The organism is Pantoea sp. A4 (assembly GCF_000295955.2).
GTDB classification, from domain to species: Bacteria; Pseudomonadota; Gammaproteobacteria; order Enterobacterales; family Enterobacteriaceae; genus Pantoea; species Pantoea multigeneris.
On record NZ_ALXE01000021.1, the window covers coordinates 86599 to 105849 of the forward strand.

Annotated in this window: 16 protein-coding genes and 7 tRNA genes; 2 read left to right on the top strand and 21 right to left on the bottom strand. The window is 53.6% G+C overall.

Annotated elements, in window-relative coordinates; genetic code table 11:
• Nucleotides 1-10 precede the first annotated feature (10 nt).
• The 4 genes from nadD to leuS are packed head-to-tail and all read right to left on the bottom strand — an operon-like array spanning nucleotide 11 to nucleotide 4869.
• Nucleotides 11-655 carry a nicotinate-nucleotide adenylyltransferase gene (gene nadD, locus B880_RS0107945; protein ID WP_017346863.1) on the bottom strand — a complete coding sequence of 215 codons (645 nt, stop codon included), beginning with the start codon at nucleotides 653-655 and terminating at the stop codon, nucleotides 11-13.
• The gene (gene holA, locus B880_RS0107950; protein WP_017346864.1) at nucleotides 648-1679 is read right to left on the bottom strand and encodes a DNA polymerase III subunit delta; all 1032 of its coding nucleotides are present in this window, start codon (nucleotides 1677-1679) and stop codon (nucleotides 648-650) included. Before holA ends, nadD begins: the two co-directional genes overlap by 8 nt.
• Nucleotides 1676-2272, bottom strand: a complete 597-nt coding sequence (gene lptE, locus B880_RS0107955) for an LPS assembly lipoprotein LptE (protein WP_017346865.1) — start codon at nucleotides 2270-2272, stop codon at nucleotides 1676-1678. Before lptE ends, holA begins: the two co-directional genes overlap by 4 nt.
• A 14-nt stretch (nucleotides 2273-2286) precedes the next feature.
• Nucleotides 2287-4869, bottom strand: a complete 2583-nt coding sequence (leuS, locus tag B880_RS0107960; RefSeq protein ID WP_017346866.1) for a leucine--tRNA ligase — start codon at nucleotides 4867-4869, stop codon at nucleotides 2287-2289.
• 188 nt (nucleotides 4870-5057) lie between these two features.
• On the opposite strand from leuS, the gene B880_RS0107965 reads away from it, so the two are divergent.
• Nucleotides 5058-5540, top strand: coding sequence for a zinc ribbon-containing protein (locus tag B880_RS0107965; protein WP_017346867.1), 483 nt, complete (start codon nucleotides 5058-5060; stop codon nucleotides 5538-5540).
• A gap of 47 nt (nucleotides 5541-5587) precedes the next feature.
• Here the strand turns inward: B880_RS0107965 and B880_RS26670 are convergent, their stop codons facing one another.
• From B880_RS26670 to miaB, 9 genes are all read right to left on the bottom strand, one after another.
• A complete protein-coding gene (locus B880_RS26670) occupies nucleotides 5588-6313 on the bottom strand; it encodes an amino acid ABC transporter ATP-binding protein (protein ID WP_017346868.1) in 726 nt (241 codons plus the stop codon).
• Entirely contained in the window at nucleotides 6314-6991 is a 678-nt protein-coding gene (gene gltK / locus B880_RS26675; protein WP_017346869.1) for a glutamate/aspartate ABC transporter permease GltK, read from the bottom strand.
• Entirely contained in the window at nucleotides 6991-7731 is a 741-nt protein-coding gene (locus tag B880_RS0107980) for an amino acid ABC transporter permease (protein WP_017346870.1), read from the bottom strand. Before B880_RS0107980 ends, gltK begins: the two co-directional genes overlap by 1 nt.
• Nucleotides 7732-7886: 155 nt before the next feature.
• The gene (locus B880_RS0107985) at nucleotides 7887-8816 is read right to left on the bottom strand and encodes a glutamate/aspartate ABC transporter substrate-binding protein (RefSeq protein ID WP_017346871.1); all 930 of its coding nucleotides are present in this window, start codon (nucleotides 8814-8816) and stop codon (nucleotides 7887-7889) included.
• Between the two features lie 460 nt (nucleotides 8817-9276).
• Entirely contained in the window at nucleotides 9277-10800 is a 1524-nt protein-coding gene (lnt, locus tag B880_RS0107990; protein WP_017346872.1) for an apolipoprotein N-acyltransferase, read from the bottom strand.
• Between the two features lie 3 nt (nucleotides 10801-10803).
• Nucleotides 10804-11685: a CNNM family magnesium/cobalt transport protein CorC gene (gene corC / locus B880_RS0107995; protein ID WP_017346873.1), complete on the bottom strand. Its 882-nt coding sequence runs from the start codon at nucleotides 11683-11685 to the stop codon at nucleotides 10804-10806.
• An 84-nt stretch (nucleotides 11686-11769) separates the two neighbouring features.
• Entirely contained in the window at nucleotides 11770-12243 is a 474-nt protein-coding gene (gene ybeY / locus B880_RS0108000) for an rRNA maturation RNase YbeY (RefSeq protein WP_017346874.1), read from the bottom strand.
• Nucleotides 12240-13295: a PhoH family protein gene (locus tag B880_RS0108005; RefSeq protein WP_017346875.1), complete on the bottom strand. Its 1056-nt coding sequence runs from the start codon at nucleotides 13293-13295 to the stop codon at nucleotides 12240-12242. The genes ybeY and B880_RS0108005 overlap by 4 nt, the downstream gene beginning before the upstream one ends.
• A 208-nt stretch (nucleotides 13296-13503) precedes the next feature.
• Nucleotides 13504-14925 (bottom strand): tRNA (N6-isopentenyl adenosine(37)-C2)-methylthiotransferase MiaB, encoded by a 1422-nt coding sequence (gene miaB / locus B880_RS0108010; protein ID WP_017346876.1) that lies wholly within the window; start codon nucleotides 14923-14925, stop codon nucleotides 13504-13506.
• 171 nt (nucleotides 14926-15096) lie between these two features.
• Here miaB and ubiF point away from each other — a divergent pair, with 171 nt between their 5' ends.
• Nucleotides 15097-16269, top strand: coding sequence for a 3-demethoxyubiquinol 3-hydroxylase (ubiF, locus tag B880_RS0108015; RefSeq protein WP_017346877.1), 1173 nt, complete (start codon nucleotides 15097-15099; stop codon nucleotides 16267-16269).
• A 96-nt stretch (nucleotides 16270-16365) separates the two neighbouring features.
• On the opposite strand, the gene B880_RS0108020 is transcribed toward ubiF, so the two are convergent.
• The 8 genes from B880_RS0108020 to asnB form a co-directional block, all read right to left on the bottom strand.
• A tRNA-Gln gene (locus tag B880_RS0108020) sits at nucleotides 16366-16440 on the bottom strand.
• Between the two features lie 28 nt (nucleotides 16441-16468).
• Nucleotides 16469-16543: transfer RNA gene (locus B880_RS0108025), tRNA-Gln, on the bottom strand.
• A 6-nt stretch (nucleotides 16544-16549) separates the two neighbouring features.
• A tRNA-Met gene (locus B880_RS0108030) sits at nucleotides 16550-16626 on the bottom strand.
• A 36-nt stretch (nucleotides 16627-16662) separates the two neighbouring features.
• Nucleotides 16663-16737 (bottom strand) — tRNA-Gln (locus B880_RS0108035).
• 36 nt (nucleotides 16738-16773) lie between these two features.
• Nucleotides 16774-16848 (bottom strand) — tRNA-Gln (locus tag B880_RS0108040).
• 19 nt (nucleotides 16849-16867) lie between these two features.
• Nucleotides 16868-16952, bottom strand: a tRNA-Leu gene (locus B880_RS0108045).
• Between the two features lie 15 nt (nucleotides 16953-16967).
• Nucleotides 16968-17044 (bottom strand) — tRNA-Met (locus tag B880_RS0108050).
• Nucleotides 17045-17295: 251 nt separating this feature from the next.
• The gene (gene asnB / locus B880_RS0108060) at nucleotides 17296-18960 is read right to left on the bottom strand and encodes an asparagine synthase B (protein WP_017346878.1); all 1665 of its coding nucleotides are present in this window, start codon (nucleotides 18958-18960) and stop codon (nucleotides 17296-17298) included.
• Nucleotides 18961-19251 lie beyond the last annotated feature (291 nt).

Genomic DNA, 19251 nt, shown 5'->3' on the forward strand with positions numbered 1-19251 from the left:
CACGCTGCGATCAGTCGCGATATAACCCGACTGCATCAATATAGTCTATTACTGCAGCGGGTAACAGGTCAGAGCAGGAGCGCCCCTGATGGCGGCGCTGACGAATTTCGGTAGCAGAGATATTGACCAGCGGCGTATCCGCCAGCCAGACATATCCTGCGGGGGTTTGGTGCAGTTGCTGAATATCCTGTGCCTGATTCGCCACCAACCACTGTTGCATCTCTGGCGTTTCCATTTGCGTGGCATAACCCGGACGCTGGCAGACCAGAAGGTGGCACAGTGACAGTAAATCCTGCCAGCGGTGCCATTTTGACAGCGAGAGCAGTGAGTCCTGTCCGATGATAAAGCCCAATGGCTGGTGTGGGCCGCGTTCAGCGCGCAGCGCTTCCAGCGTGGCGACGGTCCAAGACGGCGTCTCACGATCGAGTTCCCGCGTATCGATCTCAAACAGAGGTAAATCGGCGATCGCCCGCTCCAGCATGGCAACGCGCTGAAGGGCTGTGGCTTCAGGCTGAGGTCGATGCGGTGGCACATTGTTGGGCAGCAAGGTGACTTTTTGCAACCCGGTTTGACCGGCCAGTGCCATCACCGGATGGAGATGGCCATAGTGGATCGGATCGAAGGTGCCACCAAACAGGGCAAACAGCTCAGACATTGCTCAGGCTCAGTGGAAAAGCGGGATTACACAGCAACAGAGACAGCGTTTCCAACTGTGGCCAGACGGACTGCCCATAATCCTGTTTAAGCGTCAGCTCAAGCTGTGTCAGCAGGTGGATCGCGCGTTGCAGGCGTGTAGCGTCAAGCCGCTGTAGGGCGGTGGTGAACAGCGCCCGGCGGTTTTGCCAGATCCGCTGTTGATCCATTAAGTTACGCAGCGGCTGTTGATGCTGCAAACGCTGTAACTGGAGCAGCGTCAGTAAATCGCGCTGTAGGGTGCGCAGCAAGATAACGCTTTCGCTGTCCTCTTTTTCCAGCTGACGCAAAATATGCAGGGCGCGTTTGCTTTTACCGGCCAGCAGCGCATCAACCCAGTGAAACGGTGTGAAGTGTGCGGCATCGCTGACCGCTTCTTCCACGCGCAACAGCGTCAGTTTGCCATCCGGCCACAGCAGGGACAGGCGTTCCAGCGCTTGTGACAAGGCCAGTAAATTCCCTTCGTAGCAGTAACACAGCAGGTTAACTGCCGCATCATCAAGGGTTAACTTCATGGCTTTGGCGCGGGTGTTCACCCAGCGTGGCAGTTGCGCCTGCTCGGGAGTCTGGCAAGGAACCAGCACGCCTTGTTGGGTAAGAGCTTTAAACCAGCCGCTGTTCTCCTGGGCCTTGGTCAGTTTGGCCGCGCGACAAATCAGCAGCAGATCGCTGTGCAACAGTTTTGCCAGTTGCAGCAGTTGTTCTGCCATGGCGCTATTTGGCCCATTTTCCGGCAGCTGGAGCGTGAGTGTTTGACGCGTCGAGAACAGGCTAAGCGCCTGACAACTGGAAAAAATCACTTCCCAGTCGGTGTGGTTATCCAGCGTGAAGCTAAGGTGCTCTTCAAAACCGTGCTGCTGAGCCACAGTACGCAGTGCATCACTGCTCTCCTGTATCAACAGCGGTTCGTTTCCTACCAGCATATAGCAGGCGCGCAACCCCTCACGGAGTTGCGCGCCAAGTTGCTCAGGGTAAATCCGAATCATTGCAGACTAGTAGCAGAGGAAGTAGGGAACTCTTTATCTTCCTGGCCCGGTACTGCAATCACCGTTTGCGGGATTGTGTCCTTGCCTGCTTCCTGGGCTGCATGCACGCTCAACAGCTTACGTACCAGCTGTTCTGCTGCACGTTGGCGCATCTCCTGAATGATGATGTCCTGTTCAGCATCTTTCGCCAGTGCTGCATTCGGGTTATCGAAGAAGGAACGATAAACCGTGGTGCTGATTGGATAGATCCCTTTGTTTGGCAACAGAACCTGTGCGGTGACCGTCATGACCAGCTGGTATTCTGCCGCTGTACCGCTGATAAACACCGACGCGGTATCACGACCGACAACTTCGCCGCCAATGCGCAGAGTTGGAAGCTGGGCCGTTTTATTCCCCTCTTCAACAATGTTCACGTTGTTCAAACGCAGCTGCTGGCGCACGGTACGCGTCAGCGGGCCATACGGGTCGCCTGTTTCCAGCACCAGGGTTTTCAGCTCTGAGGGGAGCTGAGTGGTACCACGTGGATGGAAACCACAGCCTGCAATGACCAGCACCGCCAGCGTCAAAAATAGCCTGATAATCGGATGTCGCACAGTTCCTCCTGAACTCAACCTACAACCAGGTTAAGCAGTTTGCCCGGTACATAAATCACTTTACGGAGAGTGACACCATCGAGGTATTTCGCTACCAGGTGCTCCTGTGCAGCACGAGCCTGCACTTGTTCCTGAGTAGCATCAGCCGCAACGGTGATTTTTCCGCGTACTTTGCCGTTAACCTGAATCACAACCAGCACTGAATCTTCTACCATCGCAGCTTCGTCAGCGACTGGCCAGGTTGCATCATCAATGTTGCCTTCGCCACCCAACTCCTGCCACAGAACGTAGCTGGCATGTGGGGTAAACGGATACAGAATACGTACTACAGCGACCAGCGCTTCTTGCAACAGTGCGCGGTCTTGCTCGCTTTCCTGTGAAGCACGGGTCAGCTTATTCATCAGCTCCATAATCGCCGCGATAGCGGTGTTGAAGGTCTGACGACGACCAATATCATCATTCACTTTGGCGATGGTTTTGTGCAGATCGCGACGCAGTGCTTTCTGATCTTCATTCAGGCTAGCGATGTCCAGCGCAACGGTAGCGCCTTTTTCGGTGTGGTCATAAACCAGTTTCCACACACGCTTCAGGAAGCGGTTGGCACCTTCAACGCCAGACTCCTGCCATTCCAGCGTCATTTCTGCCGGAGAAGCAAACATCATGAACAGACGCACGGTATCGGCACCGTAACGCTCTACCATCAGCTGTGGATCGATGCCGTTGTTTTTCGACTTCGACATTTTACTCATGCCAGCATAGACGACTTCGCGGCCTTCGTTATCCACGGCTTTAACAATACGGCCTTTGTCATCACGCTCGACGGTCACATCAACCGGAGATACCCAGTTACGCTCGCCGTTGGCACCGGTGTAGTAGAACGCATCGGCTAATACCATGCCCTGGCATAGCAGGCGCTTGGCAGGCTCATTCGAGTTAACCAGACCCGCATCACGCAGCAGCTTGTGATAGAAGCGGAAGTACATCAGGTGCATGATGGCGTGCTCAATGCCCCCGACATACTGATCGACTGGCAGCCAATAGTTCGCAGCGGCAGGATCCAGCATGCCTTCGTCATAGTTGGCACAGGTGTAGCGCGCGTAGTACCAGGAAGACTCCATGAAGGTGTCGAAGGTATCGGTTTCGCGCAGTGCAGGCTGGCCGTTAACGGTGATTTTTGCCCACTCAGGATCGGCTTTGATCGGGCTAGAAATCCCGTCCATTACCACGTCTTCTGGCAGAATAACCGGCAGCTGATCTTCTGGTGTTGGGATGACGGTGCCATCTTCCAGTGTCACCATTGGAATTGGTGCGCCCCAGTAACGTTGACGAGAGACGCCCCAGTCACGCAGACGGTAGTTAACTTTACGCTCACCGACGCCTTTGTCTGCCAGCGCCTGTGCAATGGCATTGAAGCCAGCCGCGTGGTCAAGACCGTTGAACTCGCCAGAGTTGAACAGGGTGCCTTTTTCGGTCATGGCTGCCGCAGTCACGTCTGGTTCGCTACCGTCGAGGTTCAGGATCACCGGTTTAATGGCGAGATCGTACTTAGTCGCAAATTCCCAGTCACGCTGATCGTGTGCCGGTACGGCCATCACGGCACCCGTGCCGTACTCCATCAGGACGAAGTTCGCGACCCAGATTGGCAGGTTTTCACCGGTCAGCGGGTGTACCGCAAACAGGCCGGTTGCCATGCCTTTCTTCTCCATGGTCGCCATGTCTGCTTCGGCAACTTTGGTGGTGCTGCATTCGGCGATGAAGTCGGCCAGTGCTGGATTACCCGCAGCTGCCTGACGTGCCAGAGGGTGGCCAGCGGCTACTGCGAGGTAGGTAGCACCGATAAACGTGTCTGGGCGAGTGGTGTAAACCGTGACTTTCTCTGCGCTCTCAGCCACGTCAAAGGTAATTTCTACCCCTTCAGAACGGCCAATCCAGTTGCGCTGCATGGTTTTAACCTGCTCAGGCCAACCTTCCAGCGTATCGAGATCGTTGAGCAACTCTTCGGCATAAGCGGTGATTTTAACGAACCATTGTGGGATCTCTTTACGTTCCACTTTGGTATCACAACGCCAGCAGCAGCCGTCGATAACCTGTTCGTTGGCCAGCACGGTCAGATCGTGCGGGCACCAGTTAACGGCAGAGGTTTTCTTATAAACCATGCCTTTTTCAAACAGCTTAGTGAAGAACCACTGCTCCCAGCGATAGTACTCGGGTTTACAGGTTGCCAGCTCGCGGCTCCAGTCGTAACCAAAGCCCAGCAGTTTCAGCTGGTTCTTCATGTATTCGATATTGTCGTAAGTCCATGGTGCTGGTGCAGTGTTGTTTTTTACCGCAGCCCCTTCAGCCGGCAGGCCGAAAGCATCCCAACCGATTGGCTGTAGGACATTTTTACCCAGCATACGCTGGTAGCGGGCAATCACATCACCGATGGTGTAGTTGCGCACGTGGCCCATATGTAGGCGGCCAGAAGGATAAGGCAGCATTGAGAGGCAGTAGTACTTCTCTTTACCTTCCTGCTCGGTGACTTTAAATGTCTCGTTTTCGTTCCAATGCTGTTGGACGCGGGATTCTATCTCTTCCGGGCGGTATTGCTCTTGCATGGCTGCCTGTGGTCCTTAATGAGTATCGCAAAACTTACGTTCAGATCCGCATAGCATACCCATTAGGCGGCATATCAACAACAGTTGAGACGGGTTGAATCTGGATTTCTCTGAGGGCTTTTTCTGCGGTGAGTTGTGTTGGAGCGACTAAACTAATAGCAGGTTAGCAGCGCAGAAAGGAGAATAAAATGAATAAAGTGGCGCAGTCTTATCAGACCTCACTCTCGGTTCTGACCGAGCAGTTACGTGCAGGCGATCGTGATATTGATGCCCTGATTGCACAGCGGCGCGAGAAGCTGTTAGCGGAAGGGGAGTTAAGCCCCGGCCAGATCGAACAGTTGCTCACGGCAGTGCGCCGCGATTTAGCCGAGTTTGCCCGAAGCTATGAAGAGAGTGAGCAGCCGCTGGGGGATTCCGTCTTCCTGCGGGTGATTCGGCAAAGCCTGTGGAAAGAGCTGGCAGATATCACTGATAAAAGCCAGTTAGAGTGGCGCGAGGTGTTTCAGGATTTACAGCACCATGGGGTGTATCAGAGTGGTGAGGTGGTGGGACTGGGGAATCTGGTGTGTGAAAAGTGCGGTTTTACCCGTGCGATCTATACCCCGGAAACCCTGACGCGTTGCCCGGAGTGTGGGCACGATCAGTTTCAACGCCAGGCTTTTGAGCCCTAGTTATCCGTGAGAGAAACAGCAGGGCACATAGCCCTGCTGTTTTCTGCTTAGTGCAGAATTTTCGCCAGGAAGTCACGGGCGCGCGGTGACTGTGGATTATTAAAGAAGTCGTCTTTCGCCCGATCCTCAATAATTTTCCCTTCATCCATGAAAATCACCCGATTTGCCACTTTGCGGGCAAAGCCCATTTCATGGGTCACGACCATCATCGTCATACCTTCATTCGCCAGCTCGACCATGACGTCCAGCACTTCATTGATCATCTCTGGGTCGAGTGCCGAGGTTGGCTCATCGAACAGTATCGCGATCGGGTCCATACAGAGTGCGCGTGCAATGGCAACACGCTGCTGTTGCCCGCCAGAAAGCTGACCAGGGAACTTGTGCGCATGCGCAGAAAGCCCCACGCGATCCAGCAATTTCAGCCCTTTCTCACGCGCAGCGGCTTTATCTCGCTTCAGCACTTTAACCTGGGCCAGCGTCAGATTGTCGACGATGCTCAGATGGGGAAACAGTTCGAAGTGCTGGAACACCATGCCCACTCTGCTGCGCAGTTTCGCCAGATTGGTTTTCTTATCCGTGATGGCGGTGCCGTCAACGGTGATGACACCTTCTTGCACCGGCTCAAGGCCATTGACGGTTTTAATCAGGGTGGACTTACCCGAGCCGGATGGACCACACACCACGACGACTTCACCTTTTTTCACTTCGGTTGTGCAGTCAGTCAGCACCTGAAATTGACCATACCACTTTGAAACGTTTTTCAGGTTAATCATTTAAACGGTCCTCTTTCTTTTTAGATAGCCGACTAACAGCGAAGCACTCAGACTGATAACAAAATAGACCAGTCCGGCAAACAGAATCATTTCTACCTGGGTGCCGTCACGGTCCCCAATGGTGGACGCGGTGCGGAAGAAATCCGCCAGGCTCAGGACGTAGACCAGTGACGTATCCTGGAACAGGACGATGCCTTGCGTCAGTAACAGTGGCACCATTGCGCGGAAGGCCTGCGGCAGAATCACATAGCGCATGGATTGCCATGACGTCATGCCAAGCGCCAGCGCCGCACCGGACTGGCCGCGTGCGATACTTTTGATCCCGGCGCGAATAATCTCTGAGTAGTAGGCGGCTTCAAACAGCGAAAACGCCACCATGGCCGAGATCAGACGAATATCGGTTTTTGGTGAGAGCCCCAGCACCTGTTGTAAGAAGCTCGGGACCACGAGGTAAAACCACAGCAGCACCATCACCAAAGGCACAGAGCGGAACAGGTTGACGTAAAGCTTGGCGAACCAGCTGATGGGCTTAAAGCTGGAAAGCCGCATCATCGCGAGGAGAGTGCCCCAGACGATACCAAACACCACGGCCACCAGGGTGATTTTCAACGTCACCACCAGGCCATTCATGAGATAGGGCAGGCTGGGAGGAATCGAACTCCAGTCAAACTCGTACATTATTTTCCTCCCATGCTGCCAGGCAGGCGCAGTTTGCGCTCAACCAGGCTCATGATCAGCATGATCACCAGGTTAATCGCGACGTACGCCAGCGTAATGGCGGTAAACGATTCATACGCGTGCGCAGAATAATCCAGCAGTTTATTGGCCTGCGCAGCCATATCGACCAGACCGATGGTGGATGCGATGGCCGAGTTCTTCACCAGGTTCAGCATTTCAGAGGTCATCGGCGGTACAATCACGCGATAAGCATTCGGTAGCAGCACATAGCGATAAGTCTGCGGCAGCGTCAGACCGACGGCGAGACCGGCATTTTTCTGCCCACGGGGCAGTGACTGGATCCCGGCGCGGACCTGTTCACAGACGCGAGCGCTGGTAAACAGCCCAAGGCAGATAACCGAAGAGATAAAGAACTGAATATTGGGGTCCAGCTCGGATTTAAACCACATGCCGAGATCCTGACCGACCAGTTCCGGTGCCACCAGATACCAGAAGAAGAACTGCACAATCAGTGGGATGTTACGAAACAGTTCGACATAGCAGGTGCCGATCGCCGCTAAAAAGCGGTTCGGTACGGTGCGCAGAATGCCGAAAAATGAACCAACGAAAAAGGCGATAATCCAGGCGCAACAGGAAACCGCAACGGTGACCTGAAATCCGGACCACAACCAGCCGAGGTAAGTGGTGTTGCCGAACGGGGCCTGCTGCAAAAATATGCCCCAGTTCCAGTCGATACCCATAGTGAACTCCGGTAAAAAAAGGGTAGCAGCGCTACCCTGAAGATTGATGAATGGCATCTTGCGGTCTGCATCAGGGGAACGACCTGTGCAGTTGTCTGTCCGTGCCGTGTTTTCAGCAATCACGTGGGCGGTAAACACCGCCCGTGTCATCGTTATTAGTTTAGTGCTTTATCGTTCGGTGATTTGAACAGTGCCTTCATGTCGTCAGACATGTCGAAATTCAGGTTAACGTTTTTCGGTGGCGTTGGGTTTTTGAACCATTTATCAAACCACTTCTCCGCTTCACCCGAGGTTTGCGCCTGAGCAATGGTGTCATCCATCAGCGTTTTGAAAGCAGGATCGTTTTTACGCAGCATACAGCCGTAAGCTTCTTTTGACTGAGGTGTGCCGAGAATTTCCCAGTCTGCAGGTTTTTTCGCTTTCGCGCGTTCACCCGCCAGTAATGCATCGTCCATCATAAAGGCCACCGCACGGCCGGTTTCCAGCGTACGGAAGGAGTCACCGTGATCTTTAGCGCTGATGATGCGCATCCCCATTTTCTTCTCATCGTTCATTTTGTTGAGCAGAATTTCTGAGGTGGTGCCCGAGGTGACCACAACGGTTTTGCCCTTCAGGTCATCAAAGTCCTTGATCGGACCGCCTTTCTTCACCAGTAAGCGGGTGCCGACGACAAAAATGGTATCGGAGAAGGCCGCCTGCTTTTGACGCTCAAGGTTATTGGTGGTGGAACCACACTCAAAATCGTAGGTGCCGTTTTGCAGCAGCGGGATACGGTTCTGTGAGGTAATTGGAATGAACTTCACCTGCAAGTCAGGTTTATTGAGCTTTTTCTTGATCGCATCAACGATAGCGTTGGAGTAGTCCTGCGAATAGCCGACGACTTTTTGAGCGTTATCGTAATAAGAGAACGGTACAGACGATTCACGGTGCCCTACGACAATCACGCCGTTTTTGCTGATTTTGTCCAGCGTCGCAGTTTGTGCGGCGTCTGCGGGGGCAGCAGTGGTTGGTGCGTCTTCTGCGTGTGCCAGTCCAGATGCCAGTCCGGCCAGTGCGAGGCACAGGCCAAGTTTCCGTAATTTCATCTGTCACTCCTTTCGGTTGTGATGCACAGGGGAAATGCTGTGCGGTGTGTGATGTTGTGGCAGTTATTGCTGCCTTTTTGCTTTAATCCTGGCGCTTTCGCGCTGAGGTTATTTCATAACATAGCGGATTGTTAACACAATGAAACAAGGAACATTTTGTTTTTGCGGTGTAACTCGCACCATCAACGATCATTTTGCGAGGCGCGCGCTGTTTTGGTGCATTCACCTGCATTACCGCAGTGCATATCTACAGCGAGACAGGTAACCCGGCGTTATACAACTGAAAAACCCTGAAATAATTAGCAATCATCGTGCCAGAAGTCATTTCGGGGGAGAGGATTTTGCTGTGAAGGCAGTTAAAGATCGGCAGAGTAGGGGAAAAACAGGCGAAAGCGTGGTGGGAAATGCAAAAGGAAGAGGAGAACGCTGGCGAAACCGCAGTTTCGCCAGCAGGGGGAGATTAACGTTGGCGGCGTAACAGCGCCACGGCAGCTGTCAGTAGCGTGAGTAGCCAAACTGGCCAGACGCCCAACCACGAATACGGTGTTTCACCGGTTGTTGGTGTTACCGTGGCGCTCAGTACGCCTTCGCTAAACTGTGGGATGATATCTTGCACATCGCCTTGCGGACCAATGACGGCGGTGACACCGTTATTGGTGGAGCGCAGCAGCGGTCTGCCCAGTTCCAGCGCCCGCATTTTTGCCATCTGCAAGTGCTGCCACGGGCCAATAGAGTGGCCAAACCAGGCGTCATTGGACATGGTCAACAGGAAATCCGTGTCCGGCTTGAAGTTAGCGCGAACCTGTTCTCCCAACACAATTTCATAGCAGATAGCGTCAGTCAGGTGATAACCCGCAGCCTGTAAAGCAGGTTGCTCATAGGCGCCCCGGCTGAAAGAGGACATAGGAAGATCAAAGAACGGTGCTAATGGACGCAGTAGCGTCTCAAGTGGGACAAACTCTCCAAACGGCACCAGGTGGTTTTTCTGATAGCGGTTGTGGCTTTGATAGCTGTACGGCTGTTGATCGCCCAGCACAATGGCACTGTTGTAATCATGATAGCGATTCTGTTGCAGGCGCGAATCAACGATGCCGGTAATCAGTGTGCTTCCTCGTTCACGCAGGGCGTGATCCATCTCCTGCAGGAAGGGCTGCTGATTGCTTTCCAGATCGGTAATGGCTGACTCAGGCCAGATAATGATCTTCGCTTTGCCCACTTCCGGGCGCGTGAGGTTGGTATAGGTGCGCAGGGTGCGCAACAGCTGCTGCGGGTCCCATTTCATCGACTGTGCAATGTTACCTTGCACCATGGCGATAGGGACGGCGCGCGCTGGCTGTGGCTGATACCAGTGAACGTAGCGCAATGGCCATGGAAACAGCAGCAGTGCTAAAGCGACCAGCAGGCCTTTGACACTACGGTGCCAGGCGGCCCATACCAGGAGGCCTGCCACCATCATCAAAACGAATGTCAGCGTTTCTACGCCTGCCAGCGGAGCAATGCCTTTGAGTGGGCCATCAATCTGGCTGTAACCAAATTGCAGCCACGGGAAGCCAGTGAGGATCCAGCTTCGCAGAAATTCGGTCACCTGCCACAGGGCGGGTGCAGCCAGCGCCAGCCGCCACAGCGTGGCGCGCGGCCAGATGCGGTTCAGCAAGGCACTGAACAACATCGGATAGAGCGACAGATAAGCCGCCAGCAGCACCACAAGGAAGATATTTACCGGGCCGGGCATGCCACCAAAGGTGGCAATACTGACATATACCCAGTTCACACCGCTGCCAAACAGCCCCATGCCCCAGACGAAACCAATGGCAGTTGCCTGTGGCGTGGTGCGGTTAAGGGTCAGGAGTTGTAAGCCGGCGAGGGCAATCAATGCAGCCGGCCAGAAATCATAAGGTGAGAAAGCCAGGGTGCCAGCGGCACCCGTCAGTAGGGCCAGCAGCAGGCGAACGCGCTGCCGCTGAAAAAGTGAAACCAGAGCCATAAATTATTCGTTATCCAGTTGGGGTAGCGTTGCGTTTTCAGGGATTTTGACATGAACCTGGATAATACGGCGACTATCTGACATCACGACTTTAAATTGGTAACCATCAATGTCGATGCTTTCCCCACGCGCAGGCAAGTGGCCAAAGGCCTGCATCACCAGCCCACCAATGGTGTCGACTTCTTCATCGCTGAATTGGGTGCCAAACACCTCGTTGAAGTCTTCAATAGGCATCAAAGCCCGCACCGTGTAGGTATGACGATTGAGCTGACGCACATCACGATCGTCTTCATCGTCATATTCGTCTTCAATTTCACCGACAATCAGCTCAAGAATATCTTCAATGGTGACCAGTCCGGAAACGCCGCCGAACTCATCAATCACAATCGACATGTGGTAACGCTGCGAGCGGAACTCTTTCAGCATGCGGTCAACGCGCTTGCTTTCCGGCACCACCACTGCGGGGCGCAGGACTTTTTCGATACTGAACGGTTCAGACTCGCTGCTCATAAACGGCAGCAGATCTTTGGCCATCAGGATGCCCTCTACGTGATCGCGATCTTCACTGATGACCGGGAAACGAGAGTGGGCAGATTCGATGATCACAGCCAGACACTCTTCGAGGTTCTGGTTGCGTTTTAATGTGACCATTTGTGAGCGAGGGATCATGATGTCGCGGACGCGCTGCTCGGCAATCTCCATGACCCCTTCGAGCATGTCGCGGGTATCAGGATCAATCAGTTCTTTTTGCTCAGAATCGCGGATCAGTTCAAGCAGTTCATCGCGGTTTTGAGGTTCGCCGTGAAATAACTGGTTGAGAAGCAGTGAGAAAAATCCCTTTTTACTACTGGGTGCGTCGTTGTTTTGAGAATGGTCGTCGCTCATGGCGTTTTGGTTGTGTTCTCTCGTTAGCGTAATCAAAGTTGCTGGCGCACACTCAGCCAGCAACGTATCAGACTGACAGGGTTATCAGTCTTCTTCTTTCTCGGAAATGTACGGATCGGGATAGCCGAGAGCAAGCATTATCTCGGTCTCGATCGACTCCATCTCTTCGGCTTCTTCATCTTCGATATGGTCATAGCCAAGCAGATGCAGCGTACCATGTACCACCATGTGCGCCCAATGGGCCTCCACGGTTTTCTGCTGCTCCTGCGCTTCGGCTTCAACCACCTGGCGGCAGATGATCAGATCGCCCAGCAGGGGCAGCTCAATGCCTGGCGGTGCTTCAAACGGGAAAGAGAGCACGTTGGTTGGCTTATCTTTGCCGCGATAAGTCAGATTAAGCTCGTGGCTTTCTGCTTCATCAACCAGGCGGATCGTGACTTCACTTTCCGGCTGGAAAGGGCTGACAGCGGCGGTGAGCCAGCGTAAAAAGTCAGCTTCCTCTGGCAGCCCCTGTGGAGATTCGCAGGCTATCTGCAGATCCAGAATTACTTCGCTCATGTGGGTTCCTGCGGGTGTGTGTTCAGTGCGGCCTGTTTACGTTCTTCGGCCAACTGGTCACGGCGTTTTTGGTCCGCCGCTTCCCAGGCTTCATACGCGATAACGATGCGAGCCACCACCGGGTGACGCACAACATCTTCGCTGTGGAAAAAGTTAAAGCTAATTTCGTCGACGTTACTCAGGACTTCAATTGCATGGCGCAGACCGGACTTCAGGTTGCGTGGCAAATCGATTTGGGTCACGTCGCCGGTGATCACCGCTTTGGAGTTAAAACCAATACGCGTCAGGAACATCTTCATCTGTTCGATGGTGGTGTTCTGGCTTTCATCAAGAATGATGAAAGCATCATTCAAGGTGCGGCCACGCATGTAGGCCAAAGGTGCCACTTCAATCACGTTGCGCTCAATCAGCTTCTCTACGCGCTCAAAACCGAGCATTTCAAATAAAGCGTCATACAGCGGGCGCAGGTAGGGATCGACCTTCTGGCTCAAATCCCCTGGCAGGAAGCCCAGTTTTTCACCGGCTTCGACCGCCGGGCGAGTTAACAGGATACGGCGAATCTCCTGGCGCTCCAGCGCGTCAACCGCCGCGGCTACGGCCAGGTAGGTTTTACCGGTACCGGCTGGGCCAACGCCAAAGGTGATGTCGTGATCGAGGATATTGGCCACGTACTGCGCCTGGTTTGGCGTGCGTGGCTTAATGACACCGCGTTTGGTCTTGATGTTGACCGCTTTACCGAACTCCGGCACGCTTTCCGCCGTCTGTTCCAGCACGCGACTCTCTTTGATGGCCAGATGAATCTGCTCGGGATCGATATCCGGGATATGACCACGCACCGGCGCGGTATCCACGTATAACGTCCGCAGAATATCCGCAGCCGCATTGACGCTCAGCGGGCGACCAACCAGCTTGAACAGGTTATCGCGACGATTGATTTCGATGCCAAGGCGACGTTCCAGCTGCTTCACATTGTCATCAAACGGTCCGCACAGGCTTAGCAGCCGATGGTTATCGGCTGGTTCAAGGGCGATTTCACGCGTTTCGATATTCAAACGAATCCTTTGGGTCACTCAGGGCCAGTTGAAAAAGTATCAGACGCCGTTTCCGTTACAGAACGGCGTCGCTGCGAAAGTATTTATGTGGCAAAGCACAGGCGCAAGCCTCAAACAGCATATTTGGGCGGCGTTGTGGGAATGCAAGTGCAACGGCGGTAAAACGGCAACAGCACCTGTGCGCTGTCACCAGAAATACGCAGAGGTTTCAAGGCTGGTAGAGGCCAACACCGATCTCATTCTCTTTGCGGGTGCGGGCAATCACCGACGCCGGGCTTTGTGCGATGCGCAGGCCCATTTGATCTTCAGTGCGGATGATTTTGCCACGCAGTGAGTTGGTCAGCACCTCCACAATTTCTACGTCAACAAACTTACCGATCAGCTCCGGGCTGCCTTCGAAGTTTACCGTACGACTATTCTCGGTACGGCCCGCCAGTTCCATCACATTCTTGCGTGACAGGCCTTCGACCAGCACTCGCTGGTGGGTGCCCATCATCTTGCGGCTCATGGACATGGCTTGCTGAGTAATGCGGTCTTGCAGAATGTAGAGACGCTGTTTTTTCTCCTCTTCGGTGACATCATCCGGCAGATCCGCGGCTGGCGTGCCAGGGCGTGCAGAGTAAATAAAGCTGAAACTCATGTCGAAATTCACATCCGCCACCAGTTTCATGGTCTGCTCGAAGTCCTGCTGCGTTTCACCGGGGAAGCCCACAATAAAATCGGAGCTGATATGAATATCAGGGCGTGCCGCCCGCAGTTTGCGGATGATCGATTTATACTCCAGCGCGGTATGCGCACGTTTCATCAGCGTCAGAATGCGGTCTGCACCACTTTGCACCGGCAGGTGCAGGAAGCTCACCAACTCAGGTGTATCGCGGTAGACATCGATGATGTCATCGGTGAACTCAATGGGGTGGCTGGTGGTAAAACGAATGCGGTCAATACCGTCAATCGCCGCTACAAGGCGCAGCAGATCGGCAAAGGTGCAGGTTTCACCATCAAAGGTTTCACCGCGATAGGCATTCACGTTTTGCCCCAGTAGGTTCACTTCACGTACGCCCTGTTCGGCGAGCTGAGCGATTTCCAGCAGAATGTCATCACTCGGACGGCTCACTTCTTCACCGCGCGTGTATGGTACGACGCAGAAAGTACAGTATTTGTTGCAGCCTTCCATGATGGAAACAAACGCCGCTGGGCCTTCTGCACGCGGTTCTGGCAGACGGTCGAATTTCTCGATTTCCGGGAAAGTGATATCCACCACCGGGCTTTTTGTGCCTCTGACGTGGTTAATCATTTCTGGCAGGCGATGCAGGGTTTGCGGGCCAAATACGATATCTACGCAGTTGGCACGCTGACGCAGATTTTCCCCTTCCTGCGAGGCGACACAGCCGCCAACGCCGATGATTAAATCAGGGTTACGTTCTTTCAGCTGTCTCCAGCGACCTAACAAGTTGAAGACTTTCTCTTGCGCTTTTTCACGAATCGAGCAGGTGTTCAGGAGCAGGACATCCGCATCTTCTGCTTCTTCGGCGAGAGTATAGCCGTGGGTACTGTTGAGCAGGTCAGCCATCCTGGATGAGTCATACTCATTCATCTGACAGCCCCAGGTTTTAATGTACAGTTTTTTCATCGTCGAATAAGCCATTGATTCAGTGCAATGCGGGGCGCGTATTGTAATGCTTTGCTGGTGTTGTGACCAGTGCCAGGGCTTTTCTGTTTGTGGCACGGTTTTACGGTACACTTTGCGCTATCTACCCGGTCATTTCTGATACCTGCCGGGCAAAATAAGAAGGAAAAAGCAATGCAGGATAATGCCTTTGATGTCGTGATTGTTGGTGGCGGCATGGTGGGTGCAGCGTTGGCCTGCGGCCTTGCGGCGCAACGGTTTCGCGTTGCGGTGATTGAGCGCAGTGAACCGGCTGTCTTTGAGGCCACAAGCGCGCCTGATGTGCGTATTTCCGCCATTGGCAGTGCTTCCGTCGATCTGCTTAAGCAACTGGAAGTGTGGCCACGCGTCATGGCCATGCGTAGCGCGCCCTACCGAAAACTGGAAACCTGGGAGTGGCAGAGTGCACATGTGACCTTTGATGCCGCTTCACTCGGGCTGCCGGAGCTGGGTTATATGGTGGAGAACAGCGTCCTGCAACGCGCGCTGTGGGAACAGATGCAAGCGCAGGGCATTACGTTGCTCTGCCCGGAGGTGTTGCAACAGATGCAGCAGCACAACGGCGGCTGGCATTTAGGCCTGGTAAGCGGCAAACAGATTGAGACGCGTCTGGTGGTGGGGGCCGATGGTGCCAACTCTCAGGTGCGTCAGCGGGCGCAAATTGGCGTCCATGGCTGGAGCTACGCGCAGTCTTGTATGCTAATTAGCGTGAGCTGCGAGCATGCGCCTGGCGACGCCACCTGGCAGCAGTTTACGCCAGAAGGGCCAAGAGCGTTTTTACCGCTGTTTGATAATCGCGCCTCGCTGGTGTGGTATGACAGCCCAGCGCGCATCAGGCAACTGCAAAGCCTGCCGATGCCACAGCTGGAAAAGGAGATCGCTCGCGCTTTCCCTGCGCGTTTAGGCCGTATCCATGCGACGGCGGCGGCATCATTCCCGCTGGTACGGCGTCACGCTACGCGCTATGTTCTCTCCGGGCTGGCGCTGATTGGCGATGCTGCACACACCATTAATCCGCTGGCCGGGCAGGGCGTAAACCTGGGGTATCGTGATGTTGATGCCTTGCTGGATGTGCTCGTGGCGGCACGCGATCAGGCGGAAGAGTGGCACAGCGAAACCGTGCTGCTGCGCTACCAGCGTAAACGCCAGCGTGATAATGGTTTGATGCAGGCGGGCATGGATCTGTTCTATTTCTCGTTCAGCAATCGTCTTGGCCCATTAAAGGTGCTGCGTAATCTGGGACTGATCGCCGCAGAGCACTCTGGCGTCCTCAAGCGTCAGGCACTGCGTTATGCCTTAGGACTCTAATCGATCAAACTGAACGCGCCACAGGCCGTTCAGTTTTTTTATTGTGTAAACGACAAAAACAACAAAGCCCACACGAGGTGGGCTTTATTGTCAATTTGGCTGGGGTGCAGGGATTCGAACCCCGGAATGCTGGTATCAGAAACCAGTGCCTTACCGCTTGGCGACACCCCAAAAGGTGTTTCAGTCAAATTGTTTTGTATGGCTGGGGTGCAGGGATTCGAACCCCGGAATGCTGGTATCAGAAACCAGTGCCTTACCGCTTGGCGACACCCCAAAAATTTGGTGGCTACGACGGGATTTGAACCTGTGACCCCATCATTATGAGTGATGTGCTCTAACCAGCTGAGCTACGTAGCCATAATTACTGCTTTACTACACGAACCCTTTCGATGTTGGCTGGGGTACCTGGATTCGAACCAGGGAATGCCGGTATCAAAAACCGGTGCCTTACCGCTTGGCGATACCCCACCAGTTTACTCAAACTATGAGTACATCGAAAAAAAGTGGCTGGGGTACCTGGATTCGAACCAGGGAATGCCGGTATCAAAAACCGGTGCCTTACCGCTTGGCGATACCCCAACTGCTGCCTATGAAGAAATGGTGCGGGAGGCGAGACTTGAACTCGCACACCTTGCGGCGCCAGAACCTAAATCTGGTGCGTCTACCAATTTCGCCACTCCCGCATGCATGAAAAAAGATGGTGGCTACGACGGGATTTGAACCTGTGACCCCATCATTATGAGTGATGTGCTCTAACCAGCTGAGCTACGTAGCCATCTTTTTTCTCGCTGCCTTCATCGGCGTTGCGGGGCGCATTATGCGTATTGAGCCTTGTAGCGTCAACAAGTTTTTTGACGTTTTTCCTCAGAATGTGACTGATTGTCTGGCTTGTAACCACTACGCCGAATAATTCAGCAATAATTGCAGATTACTCCAGCAAAACAGGGAAATAACCGGTGATCCGATAAAAATAGCGCGCAAAAAAAACGGGTCCCGTAGGACCCGCTATGCAGAAGAAGTGACTTATCAGTAGGCAGACTGGTGGACACCCACCGCACGGCCTGAAGGATCGTCCATGGTTTTGAATGCTTCATCCCATTCAATGGCTTTTGCTGATGAACAAGCCACAGATGGACCACCAGGCACACACTCAGCGGCACTGGCTACCGGGAACAGCTCTTCAAAGATTTCACGGTACAGGTAGCCCTCTTTTGAAGTTGGCGTGTTGTATGGGAAACGGAAGTGCGCGGTTGCCAATTGCTGATCGCTGATCTGCTTCGCAGCCACTTCTTTCAAGGTATCGATCCAGCTATAGCCGACACCATCAGAGAACTGCTCTTTCTGACGCCATGCAACGCTTTCTGGCAGGTAAGAAGAGAAGCACTCACGCAGGATGTGTTTTTCCATCTTACCGTTGCTGCCACACAGCTTGTCTTCTGGGTTAATGCGCATGGCAACGTCGAGGAATTTTTTATCCAGGAACGGTACACGTGCTTCTACACCCCAGGCTGACATCGCTTTGTTGGCACGCGCACAGTCAAACATATGCAGCGCCAGCAGTTTACGCACGTTCTCTTCATGGAACTCTTTGGCGTTCGGGGCTTTGTGGAAATAGAGATAGCCACCAAACACTTCGTCAGCACCTTCACCCGACAGCACCATTTTGATGCCCATCGCTTTAATCTTACGTGACATCAAATACATCGGCGTTGATGCACGGATCGTGGTGACATCGTAAGTTTCAATGTGATAAATCACATCGCGAATCGCATCGAGGCCTTCCTGCACGGTGAAGTGGATTTCATGGTGTACGGTGCCCAAATGCTCTGCGACAGATTTAGCCGCTTTCAGATCCGGTGAACCTTCCAGGCCCACGGCGAAGGAGTGCAGCTGTGGCCACCAGGCATCGGTTTTGTCTTCATCTTCTACACGTTTAGCGGCAAAGCGCTTGGTGACGGCAGAGATGATAGAGGAGTCAAGGCCGCCAGAGAGCAGGACGCCGTAAGGCACGTCTGACATCAGGTGGCTTTTTACTGACTCTTCCAGCGCGTGTTTCAGGCCAGCGGCATCGGTGGTGTTCTCGGCAACGGCCGCGAAGTCCATCCAGTCACGCTGCCAGTAGCGACGGATCTCACCATCGGTGCTGGACAGGAAGCTTCCCGGTGGGAACTCTTTGATGGTGCGGCAGACCGGCACCAACGCCTTCATTTCTGATGCGACAAACAGGTTTCCGTGCTCATCATTGCCCATATACAGCGGGATGATACCGATATGGTCACGGCCAATCAGGTATTGCTGCTTGACGCTATCCCACAGGATAAAGGCGAACATCCCTTGCAGGTCGTCGAGGAAGTCGAGGCCTTTTTCCTGATACAGCGCGAGGATAACTTCGCAGTCAGAACCGGTCTGGAACGCATAGCGATCGCTCAGCTCTGCACGCAGTGCCTGATGGTTGTAGATTTCACCGTTCACGGCCAGTACATGGGTGTGGTCAGCGTTGTACAGCGGCTGTGCGCCGTTGTTAACGTCAACAATCGATAAGCGCTCGTGTACCAGAATAGCCTTATCATCAGCGAATACACCTGACCAGTCCGGGCCACGGTGACGCATCAGACGAGAACACTCCAGCGCTTTTTTGCGCAGTTCAACAGGATCGGTTTTCAGATCCAGCACACCAAAAATAGAACACATATCTGACTCCTGAACTCACCTAACAGTGATGTATTTTTTGCTTGTCCGGCAGTGAATGACTGCGTGATGTATAAGAAAATGCGCTATCTGGGGGAGGTAATGCAAGAACAAATAGAGGCGATTGAGAAAAAGATTATCACGGAGGCTGAATTTTTAGATAAAACGCAATGAATCGCATTAATTTTTGCTGATTATGCAATTTTTTGGCGTTTGTGGTGATTTCATCGCCGATGAGATGGGCAATGTGTTCACGTTTGAACCAGAGAAACCGCCGAGCCCGGCGGCCTCTGG